Below are 11,865 nucleotides of genomic sequence, written 5' to 3'. Positions count from 1 at the left end.
TAGAGGGCGGGGGCATAGCATTAGTAATCTTACTCTTAAAACCATTAACTTATTATCGCCATGCCCGTTATCTTTGGTATCAGGGTTTAACATTGTCGGGTTTAATATGAGGATTAGGGTTTAACGGTGTTAAACCCCTACAGGTAACAATTAATATTCGTCTTCAATTGACATAATATCTGATTATTCAGGCAAGCAATCACTTGATTATCTTGCCAACTAAACTCTGCCATTTCTTTCGGTAAACCCCATATTTCTTGTCCCCCTACCACAGAGTCAGGATGATAAACATCAATATTAGATATCCAACTTCCTACTATTTTATTGTGACTCACTAAAGCAGGAGGATAGACCATGGGGTTAACCGAAATTCAACTAAAACTGCCGAGGTTCATAATAAACTTTGCCACCATCATCAGGGACAACATGACAATTGTCATAGCCCCGAATAAAGGCATCAACAATGGAGCGATCCGACTTACGATAATAGTCTCCTAAAATCGGTTTAATGGCTTCTGTCGCTTCTTTTAAGTGATAATGAGGCATGGTTAAAAAGATATGATGAGCCACATGGGTTCCGATATTATGATGAATATCATTGATCAACCCATAATCATGATCAACCGTAGATAAAGCACCTTTCAAGAAATACCAATCTTGACCACGATACCAAGGAATATCAGGATCACTATGGTGTAAAAAGGTCACTAAATCTAACCACATTACAAAGACAATGTATGGGCCAAGATAGTATTTAAGCAACCATAAAAAGCCCCATTGATAGGTCAAAAATCCTAATAACCCAACCATACCAATTAAGCAGAAGGTACTGGTGAGAATATCCCATTTTTCGGAGGGACGGAATAAATCACTATTAGGGTCAAAATGACTACCTTTTCGCCCAGGGGAACGCTTAAACAAGTAGAGAGGATAAACAAATAAAACCAGTTTAAAACGGGCGAATTTTTCTAACCATCCCATCTCATTATATTTGGCTTCAGTAATAGGATACCAACTTTCATCGGTGTCAATATTTCCCGTATTTTTATGATGGGTACGGTGACTAATACGCCAACCATGAAAGGGAACTAAAATGGGAGTATGGGATAAATGTCCGATCAGATTATTTAACCATTTGTAGCGAGAAAATGAACCATGGCCGCAATCATGTCCGACTACAAATAATGCCCAAAACATGGTTCCTTGCATCACCCAAAAGATGGGCCAAAAAAACCAAGAATCTAAACTATGGGCGATCGCATAAAGGACACAAACAATAAAAATGTCCCAAACAAAATAAGAGAGGGACTTCAGAGGAGAAGATTCAAAACAATGGGGGGGAATTGCTTCTTTGACATCTTGTAAGGTAAAAGGAAGGTCAACGACTTTGGGTTGCGGCTTATCCGCAATCATAGGTTGCTGCATTCGGTTCTGGATCTCCTGTTTAAAGAGTGTTTGAGGAAAAAGGCTTAATTTTTCTTAACCTGGTTCATTATATTACATTAAGGACTGACGCTTTTTAAGCTAAATCTAATATATAATTTTGTTAAAGTCAGAACAATCACGCCTTTCTTGGACTAATCAAGCAGTACAAAATGCTTGACCAAAGTAAAATACTTGTCAAAATTTAGAGTGGGGCATTACCCAAGTGAAGCCAGAGTTAAACCCAAAATCTTTACAATTGACTGCCGAGGAGTGGTTTAATCTTGGTTATGACAAATGGCAATCAGGAGACAAGCAAGGTGCGATCGCTGACTACAATCAAGCAGCACAACTTTACTCGCAGCAAAACAATATGGAATGGTACCTTAAAGCCCTCGAAAATATCAAAAAACTTGAAAAATGATTTTGGAGAAGTTTATTCTCATGACTATTCGCCAAACTACAATCCCTAAATTACAAGAACTACGTACAAAAAAAATTAAATCTCATGGTATGGAGGATTGAGTATTACAATGAAGTTATCGAGGAATCAGTCCTCAATTTACCATCTGGTCTGCTTGCTCGATATTTAAGGCTAACTGATTTAATGATAGAGTTCGGGCCGAATCTTGGTATACCTCATACCCGCGCTATGACAGAAGGACTTTTTGAGTTGCGTGTCAAAGGGAAAGAAGGGATCGCCAGAGTTTTTTATTGTACCATTGTTCAAAGACGGATCGTTATGCTTCATGTCTTTATCAAAAAATCGCAGAAGACACCCAAAAAGGAACTAGAAATAGCTAAACGAAGATTGAAAGAGGTTTTAAGAAATGACTCATGATGAATTGAAAAAAACTGCACTGCAAAAACCAGAAGTGAAAGCTGAATATGAAGCATTGGGTACTGAATTTGAACGCTTGCACCAAATTTTACAGGAACGCCAAGATGCCAAACTTACTCAAACACAGATTGATGAGTATATAGAAATGAAACCGCCTCAAGAAACAGTATTGCCCTGACTGGCTATAACAAGAAAAACTTAGGAGACAAGCAAGGGGCGATCGCAGACTATAATCAAAATTAAGTGATATTAGGTTAAGGATTACCTGAAAAAAAGAACCTCAGCACAAAACCACCAACTGCTGTTAGTAAAATGCCTATAAGAGTCCAAATTTGCGCTCTAGTTGACCCTTTGAGTTCCTTGACATCTTCTTTGAGGTTTTTTACTTCTGTCTTGATTTCTGCCAGTTCCACTTCAATGGTATTAAGTTTCTCTAACTTTTCGTTGATCTGCTTTAAAATTTCCTCTAAAGAGTAAGTTACTGTGATGGGGGTTTGACTCATAGCTTAAACTCCTATTAGATAAATTTTATGGTGGGTTACGGTGGATAATTAATTAACAAATTAGCTGCATAGCTTATCACCACCTAACCAACCCTACACAATGATTTAATATTAACTTCTCCACCGTAATATTGTAGGTTCAACCGGATTTTTAAAAGGTCGATTTTCTGCTTGAGCTTTTTGATATTCTTGTTTTAGACGAAAATACCATTTTGCTTGAGTATCCGCATCATCAATTAACATTAAAGCAGGATCGTACATCAACCCTTCTTGTTGTTGAATGACCACATCCCGATCTTGATAGAGAAATTTACGAGTTAAAAAGCTTAATAAAGGTTTGAATGCACCCATCCAAGGAATCGTCCAATACATACTTTGAAACGCCTCACATTGGGTTTCATCAATGGGGGTAATAGTCGTTAATAAACAAGCAGAATAGCGATCGCCTCTTAAAATTTCTGTTCGTACACTGGGCAACTCAAAGACAATTTCAATCGAGACTTTATTGCCTAAAATCTTATAAGGACGCGCACTGACGGGCATATCATAAGGAACAAGACGAAACCCTTGGGGTACAGGTTCATAATTCTTCTCTTTTACCGTAAACTTACGGCGGCCACTACGCCACCACCAAGAACTATGGATATAGGGGCCGTGGGCCGGGTCCATTAATCCAATGATGGCATGATCTATATGACAATCAAAATGGATAATTTCCGAGATTCCTGGCTCAACTTTACCAAAATCAGGAATAGTCGGTACTGGGGGAATAGTTGCGGGGTCAATTTCTTTTTTGGTGTCTTCCGCAAAATAAACCCAAATATTACCTTGAACTTCTCGACAGGGATAAGTCGGAACCCGAATGCGACTAATATCTAAGTCATCATATTCTGTTAAGGAAGGAATTACGCTACAACGTCCGTCATTGGTACTAAATTGCCAACCATGATAACGACAACATACGTCATCCCCATCCATCCATCCATATTGTAGGGGAATGCCTCGATGGGGGCAAATATCGCGCATGGCAAACACTTCCCCATCTTTACGCCGTCCAACTAAAACGGGTTCACCAAGCATCTTTTTATGTACCATTTTACCTGGTTTCAGTTGTTGGCTAGGTAAGGCGACATACCAACAGTTACGCAATAGGGTTGTCATGCAGCAGTTTTCCTCCTTTCAAGGCTGTTGACGGCGTTGGCTTGGATTTTGTGCCAAGTCAACTAAGGTCAGATCATACAGGATTTAACGGGGTTTAACCCCTACCACAATTGATTGTAGGGACATAATACCATTATGTCCTCATCCCAGGGGAAAAGGGGACATTTACGATATCTCGGATAAATTCTTAACTTTCTTCTTGGTCTAATAATTCAAAATTCACTCGTTTATATAAATCCTGTAAGGAAATTTCCCACTCAACAGAGGCAAATTTTAAAATAGCATTTTCTCCTGTATAAAAGTTTAATGACCATTCATTTTCTGATTTCTTAACATATTGGTCTACGGAATAACTATATTGCTCAATTAAAATATATTCTTGAAAAGTGGGAAGAGAACGATAATATTGAAATTTATCTCCTCGATCATAACCTTTCGTTGATTTTGATAACACTTCAATAATAACTTGAGGATTGATTATATTTGAAGTTCCCTTTCCATGATAAATCGGTTCGCCTTTAATTACCATGACATCAGGATAGGTATAAAAATTATGTTCAGATAACCATAAACGTACTCCCTCCATATAAATGTCATAATCTTGATTATTAATAGTTAAAGGAAATTGTCGGCAAAAATTCAAACAAATTTTGTTATGATTCGTTGTTCCACCTACCATTGGTATAATTTCTCCATTATGATATTCGTTTTTATATTCAGCAGTTTCTTCTAATTTCAAATATTCTTCTGGAGTGTAATATTTTTTCTCAGTTTCCACTAGCATTTTCTCTGTCTCCTTGGTTATTATCTATTAACAAATAATCCTTTACTGTTGTTTTGCTTTCATAGCATAATCCCTAAATCTTTCTAAGTCTGCCATAATAGTTGACTCAACAATTCTCCCTAAAAATAAATTGTCCATTAACTTACCTAACCACCCTGGAATACCATAAGCAACACTTAAACGAACAATACTACTACCTTGTCGATCATAAAAGCGAATTGCCCCACGATTCGGTAATCCATCAACAGATTCCCATTGTATAATTTGGTTAGGAGTTACTTTTAAAATCTTCGATAACCAAGTAAATTCAAAGCCACTACTGGCTAATTTCCAACGGGATAATTCGGGATTTTCCTCTAATATTTGAACAGAATCAATCCATTTCATCCATTTAGGCATTTGTTCAAGATCTGACCATAAACTCCAAACTAAATCTATGGGAGCATCAACTTCAATTTGTACGCTATGTTCTAACCAATTAGACATATTATTACCGAGTTATTATGATAGGGTAGGGTGGGCATTGCCCACCATCTTAGTATTTTAGCGAATTGTTGAAACTTGGGGGGAAGTTTTCAGATTTTCAGCTTGCGCTAAGATCACTTTAGCCGCTTGTTTCCCTGAAATGGTTGCTCCTTCCATACTATCAATATAATCCTGTTGGGTGTAACTTCCTGCTAAGAAGAAATTAGCGATCGGGGTTGCTTGAGAAGGGCGATAAACGTCCATTCCTGGGGCTTCTCGATAGAGAGATTGAGCTAATTTTACCACACTATACCAGGTCATATTTAGTTCCCGTGATGATGGAAAAAGTTCCTGAACTTGTTTTAAAACATGGTTAGCAATATCCTCATTTTTGGCTTTAATAAATGGATCACCAGGAGTTAAAACTAATTGTAAAAGCGATCCCTGTCCTTCTTTGTAATAATTCCCAGGACTACTTAAGGCTAAATCAGAAAAACAGGAAAAATCAGCATCCGCAGTATACAATAAATTATCAATTCCTGCTGCTTCTTTTAATTGCTTCCGTTTCGCTTCATCTTGTAATTCTGTGACCCAACCATCAAAGCGCAATTGTACCGTTGCCACCGGAACAGCTTCTAATTTATAAATGTTATCGAAGGTCGCCCATTTACGCCAACCATCGGGAATTAATCGCTGAATTCCTGGTACATCACAAGCACAAACATAAGCATCTGCGGTAATAGTTTCTTCTCTTTCTCCCTCAGCCACAATTATGCCATTTACTTCAGTTTTATCCCCAGTTTCTTGATATAAAATCTCTCTAACTCGTCGCCTTGTATGAATTTTCACCCCACGACTTTCTAAATAATTAACAATTGGTTTATGGAGATATTCATGGGGAGAACCCTCTAACATTCTTAAGATAGATGCTTCTGTTTTGGTAGCAAAAAATAGGAAAATTGTCAACATACAACGGGCAGAAATATTTTCCGTATCAATAAACCCTAACGCATAAGCGATGGGGTTCCACATTTTTTGCAAACTGCCATCATTTCCCCCATGATTCCTAAACCAATCAGCAAAACTGATAGAATCAAGATCGCGGATGGTTTTCATGGCCCCTTCAAAGTCAATTAACCCTCGAACAATAGGACTTGTCCCTAATGCCAAAGAATTAGCCATTTTATCAATAGTAGACAGTTGAGAGGTGGTAAAAAAGGCTTTTAAGCCATGAAATGGCGCACCGGTGAGGAAGCGAAAATCTAATTCTCCTACTTTACCCCCACGATTAATAAAAATGTGAGTATGTTCCTTTAAGCGTAAATTATCGATCGCCCCGACTTTTTCCATCAGGGCAAAAAGATTATAATAACAACCAAAAAAGACGTGCAACCCCATTTCGATGTGATTACCGTCATTATCCACCCAACTACCGACTTTTCCGCCTACAAAGGGACGAGATTCAAAGATTTCCACTTCGCACCCTGCATCTACTAACTCGATAGCTGTGGCCATTCCTGCTAAACCTGCACCAACGATCGCAACTCGCATTCTATCTTCCTTGTCTCATTTTCTTTACATATTGTAATAGACAAGGAACAATCTCTCCTGGTGATTTACTGGATCATACTTTGTAAATTTTGTCAAGAAGCAAAACTCATTTAAACGGCCAAAACTTAATTAAAGAGGCGATCACCGATAGATTGCGTCATCAATGGTGACTCGGAAAAACTCACCCTCCGACTCAAATCGCTCAGTGCCAAAGTACCACCCAATGCGTAGACGAGTCGGAATGGTGTAGCCGCAAAATGTGCCTTCCCCCTCTACAATGCCACCGAAGTCCAGATAATGAAACTCAGCACCTTCTGGATTGCCCCACCGTGGTAATTTAAGAGTATTGAGCCGACCTGTTTGATCAAGGGTTAAATCAAGTTCCCCTCTCTCGCCCTGCACGACAAAACTCGAATGTAGGTGCGATGAATCCATTTTTGTCCATGAGACATCATCACCACAGAAAACAGACGGCAATAACGTTGATTCTGTCTGGAGACGACCAACAGTAGACAGGGTAATATCAGAACCAGTCGCCGTCATAACTGGAAATAGCCCTAAAAGCTTCCACTGCATAGCCCCTACGCCGTCTATGATGCGATCTGATCCCCAAATTGGGAAACCGTTCAGCCATGCCGTAGCACTCCAAATCAGCCCACGTTCCCAGCAAATGACTTGCTCTGCTTTGAAGGGAATCCATTTCTTTAATTTTATCTCGCCGTGCATAAGTAATCGAACCGCAGAAGCGATCGCGGTTCCAGGAGCGATCGCGTGTTCGAGATACTGTCTTGCTGTTTCTGGTAGGTGAGAAAATTCATAAGAGTGGAATACACGATCTTTAGATATGGCTGAATTCCAAAGCGTATTGAGAGAAATTTGTTTAGTCATTATTGCCTCTAGTATTTTAAATTCAGAAGACAAATCTAGATCATTTATCTATTTTCTGGTGTTAAACAGAAGGTATTTCTTACGAGTATATGCTATTCCCAAAATGACAGATACTATTAGCTCAAAGGAGAAAACTATAATTACTTTCCAATTCAAATTTAGCTGCAAGGCTCCATTATTACCTATATATAAAGCTAACCCAATACATCCATTAAACCAGGCATGACTTAATATACAGAAAAATAAGTTATTTGTGTATTTATATAGAGTTGTAAAGCTTGAACTTACAATTATTACTGAAAATAGATACAATCCAAATGGGAATGAAGTTTGAACTGTCCCTTTGATAAACCATAATGGCAAATGCCATATACTCCATATAATTCCCACAATAAGGACAGAAGGTAAATAATTAACTACCTTTTCTAATTTAGGTTGCAAAATCCCACGCCAACCTAATTCTTCTAATCCACCTCCAATTATAAGGAGTGGTAAATTAATAACCAGAGAGAGAATGGATATAGGATTCTTGATTCCAAAAGAAATCCAAATCATAAATAAACGCCAGAATGAGAATAATCCAAATATCAGCCACACTTTTCTATCTAGTTTTTTACCAAAGACAAACCCAACAAAAGATTCTTCACAAAAATCTTCCTTGAACTGTCGATAAATAATATAAGAACTAATTGCTGGACCCAACCCACCAATTAAGTTCGGTATCCAAAATAAAGGCTCACCATACCAAAGAGCATTAAAATATCTATTCCCGATGATAATAATTAGCCAGCATAACCATGTTATAGAAAAAGTGTAAAGTAGAAAAAGTCCGATTTGCTTTAGCGATCGCCTCTTTGGTTTCATGTTTTTATTGTTAAATGAAGTTCTTTTTTAAGTATGACATCTCCGTCAAAAGCGATCGCAGTATCCAAAACGCTGGCATTAGGGGATACCGTCACATTCCCCCCAAAAGCCAGAATTAATTGTGGCCATTTCATCGATTTCATCCTTACTCAATTAAACGCTTTGATCAAAGCCTCAAACTCCACTCGCAGTGATTTGTCATGAGCCGAGATGGGAGGAATCTGGTGATCTATACTTAGAAATTGATAGACTGCTATCTGAGCAGCCCGCACCGAATACTCAACCGTAAAGACTACATCATTAGGAATTTCCACAAACTGGCTGATCAAAGCTAGGTTTTTCGAGCTATGAGGAATCGGCAAGGGCCGATCCTTCCGTAAACGAGGCATAAACATACTGGTGATGTAGGGCATTCTGCAAGGAATACAATTAGCCGATTCCAGCACATCAAGATCGAATCGTAAATGACCGCAGAGTTCTTGAAGAATTTCTTGACCGTTGCAGTCGCTCATTGGTTTAGGAACAAAATTACCTACTTTATCGGGGAAAAGAGCATATCCCCAAAATACCTGGATATCGGCCGGCTGATTGGCAAAATGGGGTTGATATGCTGATACAATAGACATGAGCCAATTTGAGTCTTTAAAAGTTACGAGTCCGCCAGTTCCCGGTTCGTTGCCACTAAATTTGGTGATCTTGTCAAAGAATGAGGGATTTTTAAGGGTGACAGTGAAAGATTCCCAACAAGACTCAGCAATACTACTATTAAAAGCCGAAGGATTCCCGAAATCTGGGTTTTCCGCCGCCAGTTTTTCCCACACACTCCAACTTTTGCAATCCTGTTTGGTCAGCTTTTTGGGTGCATTCGTCATTGACCCCAAACTTGAAGCATCGGTCATCGAACCGTTTTGCAGAAAAACAAGATCCCCGTCTTTAACCGGGAGGGTTTTACTTTGACCATTCTGCTGATAATGAATACCTGTCACCACCAACTTACCCTTTTCGGTGTTGTGATCAAGCTCCGTCACCTGAGAATCTAGGATAAAATGAACATCTTGGGCTGCCAGCCAACTCTGGATCGGCAGAACTAAAGAATCATACTGATTATAAATGGTTCGCTTAACCCCCGCGAGGGTTTCAATGCGAGAGAATTCAAGCATAAAGCGATGCAAGTAACGCTTAAATTCAATGGCACTATGCCAGGGCTGGAATGCAAACGTAGTAGACCACATATACCAGAATTCTGTCTCGAAAAATTCAGGGGAAAGCCAATCTGTGATACAACTGGCCCCCAATTCATCCTCATCAGCAAGGCTTAGTTTCAGCAATTCTCGACGATTTTGCATGGAAAAGCCCATCGAACCCACAGCAACTATTGCTCTGCGACTGTCCACCAGACGCGCCAGACAATTTGACTGGTGCTGCTCATTAAACTCCATCGTTTCGTCAAATACCGTTTTACCCGGTGAATTTAGAGAGGGAATCGACTTGAAAAGATCCCAAGTACATTCGTAATTGTCAGTCGTAAACATCCGCCCCCCCCGCATCGAATAACCGTCTACAGGGTTTCCTATTCCATCCAAACTCCCTCCTAGGATGGGTTTTGCTTCTAGAATAAAAATATTTTCGCCCCTGATGCCGCCGTCTCGAATCATGAAGGCTGCGGCCGCTAATGAGCCGATACCACCGCCCAACAAATAGGCCTTAGATTCCTTATTCATGTCAATTAATTCTCCGATGAGTTTGGTTTAATTTAGAGCTTGTATCTGATGTTAAAAACCCGATCTTTAGGTAAAAAGCAGCAATCTTTACTCATTACTTTCAAGTATTGCCTTCGCTTGCAAAAGCTCTTGATATTGTTCGTCGCTGACATCTGGATACTTGAGGTTTAGTTCCTTTAACTGGGTGTAAATGATGCCAGCTACAACTAGACGAGTAAACCATTTGTGATCGGCGGGGATAATATACCAAGGAGCATATTCTGTACTGGTGTGATTGAACATATCCTCATAGACACTCATATAGTCATCCCAAAAGCTACGCTCTTTCGCATCATTTACAGAGAATTTCCAATTCTTTTCAGGGCGATTAATCCGTTCTAGAAAACGTTCTTTCTGCTCCTCTTTGGATACATTGAGGAAAAATTTAAGGATGATCGTCCCGTTATTAACCAGATGCTTCTCAAAGTTGTTGATTTCTTCAAAGCGACGCTTCCAAATATCATTATCAACTAAACTAACAGAGAGCGGTCGCTGCTCTAGGATTTCTGGATGTACTCTTGTTACTAATATTTCTTCGTAATAAGATCGATTAAAAATGCCAATTCGTCCTCTTTCGGGTAAAGCCTTAGAACATCGCCACAAATAGTCATGATTTAACTCTTTTGTAGATGGTGCTTTAAAGCTATGCACCTGACATCCTTGAGGATTAATACCCGACATAACGTGTTTAATGGTACTGTCTTTACCAGCCGCATCCATAGCCTGAAAGATGATTAGCACAGCATGGGTGTTTTCGGCATAGAGAATATCCTGATATTTAGCTAACGCCTTAATACCTTCCTTTAAATGACCTTTAGCTTTTGACTTTTTGAGGTAATCAGCTTTGTAGCCTGGATCATAGTCTTTTGCAAGAGAAATTTTCCGTTTTTGTGGCACAAAAATCTGTTCTGGTGGCACAATAAAAGGACGAATCAAATCATCAAGTTTTTTGATAGGAAATGGGTTTAAGGATGAATCAGTGTGATTATGTTTATCGGTCATGATTTTAACTCTCAAATATTAAGTTAATATCTGGGGTAAGCGATCAAGAATCTTTATCTATGCTATCGAAATTCTAACATAGTTTTTTCAGAAATAGATTAAATTTACTTTCTGTTGATTTTCGAGACTTTAATACTTACCGCCAGAAAAATCGTCATCCTTTTGAGAATTTGATGTCTATTAACTAAAGTAATGTTAGAAATTGGCGATCGCCTAAAAATCACAACTCACAGGAATAGCGATCGCCCTTTAATATTCACAACCAGCGATCGCATTCCCCATACCCAAAATTTAGCTATCTAAACTTGAACTAACGGCTGATTGTTTATAGATGAACGAGGTTGAATCGTCTTTTGAATTTCTTCTCCTGCTAACTCTTCGGCTAGGCGTAATTCATAGGCTTTTTGCAAATTAAGCCATAGTTCTCCACCAGTGCCAAACCATCGTCCTAGACGTAGTGCCGTGTCAGCAGTAATACCTCTTTGCCCTTTGAGAATTTGCGTAATCCGATTTGTGGGTATATGGAGCGATCTCGCTAGTTCTGACGCACTAATTCCAAGTTCTTCTAATTCATCAGATAAGATTTCGCCAGCGTGAATTGCAGGTCTTGCCATAGTTGTTTTC

The 11,865-nt window shown here is 39.0% G+C and carries 16 protein-coding genes; 3 read left to right on the top strand and 13 right to left on the bottom strand.

Annotated elements, in window-relative coordinates; all coding sequences use genetic code 11:
• Positions 1–137: 137 nt before the first annotated feature.
• A complete protein-coding gene (locus VB691_RS11780) occupies positions 138–356 on the bottom strand; it encodes a hypothetical protein (protein ID WP_323291684.1) in 219 nt (72 codons plus the stop codon).
• 19 nt (positions 357–375) lie between these two features.
• Entirely contained in the window at positions 376–1,425 is a 1,050-nt protein-coding gene (locus VB691_RS11775) for a DUF3474 domain-containing protein (RefSeq protein ID WP_323291683.1), read from the bottom strand.
• Positions 1,426–1,648: 223 nt separating this feature from the next.
• Here VB691_RS11775 and VB691_RS11770 point away from each other — a divergent pair, with 223 nt between their 5' ends.
• The 3 genes from VB691_RS11770 (at position 1,649) to VB691_RS11760 (ending at position 2,441) form a co-directional block, all read left to right on the top strand.
• A complete protein-coding gene (locus VB691_RS11770) occupies positions 1,649–1,846 on the top strand; it encodes a hypothetical protein (protein WP_323291682.1) in 198 nt (65 codons plus the stop codon).
• A gap of 84 nt (positions 1,847–1,930) precedes the next feature.
• Complete coding sequence (locus tag VB691_RS11765; RefSeq protein WP_323291681.1) at positions 1,931–2,263, top strand: type II toxin-antitoxin system RelE/ParE family toxin; 333 nt, start codon at positions 1,931–1,933, stop codon at positions 2,261–2,263.
• A complete protein-coding gene (locus tag VB691_RS11760) occupies positions 2,253–2,441 on the top strand; it encodes a hypothetical protein (protein ID WP_323291680.1) in 189 nt (62 codons plus the stop codon). Before VB691_RS11765 ends, VB691_RS11760 begins: the two co-directional genes overlap by 11 nt.
• A gap of 76 nt (positions 2,442–2,517) precedes the next feature.
• On the opposite strand, the gene VB691_RS11755 is transcribed toward VB691_RS11760, so the two are convergent.
• The 11 genes from VB691_RS11755 to VB691_RS11705 all read right to left on the bottom strand — a co-directional run bounded on the left by VB691_RS11755 (position 2,518) and on the right by VB691_RS11705 (position 11,855).
• A complete protein-coding gene (locus VB691_RS11755) occupies positions 2,518–2,766 on the bottom strand; it encodes a hemolysin XhlA family protein (protein ID WP_323291679.1) in 249 nt (82 codons plus the stop codon).
• A 111-nt stretch (positions 2,767–2,877) separates the two neighbouring features.
• Positions 2,878–3,927, bottom strand: coding sequence for a Rieske 2Fe-2S domain-containing protein (locus VB691_RS11750; protein ID WP_323291678.1), 1,050 nt, complete (start codon positions 3,925–3,927; stop codon positions 2,878–2,880).
• Positions 3,928–4,114: 187 nt separating this feature from the next.
• Positions 4,115–4,711 (bottom strand): Uma2 family endonuclease, encoded by a 597-nt coding sequence (locus VB691_RS11745; protein WP_323291677.1) that lies wholly within the window; start codon positions 4,709–4,711, stop codon positions 4,115–4,117.
• A 42-nt stretch (positions 4,712–4,753) separates the two neighbouring features.
• Positions 4,754–5,197 (bottom strand): SRPBCC family protein, encoded by a 444-nt coding sequence (locus tag VB691_RS11740; RefSeq protein WP_323291676.1) that lies wholly within the window; start codon positions 5,195–5,197, stop codon positions 4,754–4,756.
• 57 nt (positions 5,198–5,254) lie between these two features.
• Entirely contained in the window at positions 5,255–6,727 is a 1,473-nt protein-coding gene (zds, locus tag VB691_RS11735; RefSeq protein WP_323291675.1) for a 9,9'-di-cis-zeta-carotene desaturase, read from the bottom strand.
• A 141-nt stretch (positions 6,728–6,868) separates the two neighbouring features.
• Positions 6,869–7,615 (bottom strand): DUF6920 family protein, encoded by a 747-nt coding sequence (locus tag VB691_RS11730; protein ID WP_323291674.1) that lies wholly within the window; start codon positions 7,613–7,615, stop codon positions 6,869–6,871.
• Positions 7,616–7,663: 48 nt separating this feature from the next.
• On the bottom strand, positions 7,664–8,479 hold the full coding sequence (locus tag VB691_RS11725) for a type II CAAX endopeptidase family protein (RefSeq protein ID WP_323291673.1): 816 nt from the start codon (positions 8,477–8,479) through the stop codon (positions 7,664–7,666).
• Positions 8,476–8,613: a hypothetical protein gene (locus VB691_RS11720; RefSeq protein WP_323291672.1), complete on the bottom strand. Its 138-nt coding sequence runs from the start codon at positions 8,611–8,613 to the stop codon at positions 8,476–8,478. Before VB691_RS11720 ends, VB691_RS11725 begins: the two co-directional genes overlap by 4 nt.
• Positions 8,614–8,628: 15 nt before the next feature.
• A complete protein-coding gene (locus VB691_RS11715) occupies positions 8,629–10,200 on the bottom strand; it encodes an oleate hydratase (RefSeq protein ID WP_323291671.1) in 1,572 nt (523 codons plus the stop codon).
• An 87-nt stretch (positions 10,201–10,287) separates the two neighbouring features.
• On the bottom strand, positions 10,288–11,241 hold the full coding sequence (locus VB691_RS11710; protein ID WP_323291670.1) for a polyphosphate kinase 2 family protein: 954 nt from the start codon (positions 11,239–11,241) through the stop codon (positions 10,288–10,290).
• 299 nt (positions 11,242–11,540) lie between these two features.
• Positions 11,541–11,855 (bottom strand): HigA family addiction module antitoxin, encoded by a 315-nt coding sequence (locus VB691_RS11705; protein WP_323291669.1) that lies wholly within the window; start codon positions 11,853–11,855, stop codon positions 11,541–11,543.
• Positions 11,856–11,865: the final 10 nt, after the last annotated feature.

Source organism: Crocosphaera sp. XPORK-15E (genome assembly GCF_034931425.1).
Classification (GTDB): domain Bacteria; phylum Cyanobacteriota; class Cyanobacteriia; order Cyanobacteriales; family Microcystaceae; genus UHCC-0190.
Note: the sequence above shows the minus strand (reverse complement) of the source record. Positions and strands in the feature narration are given on the sequence as shown.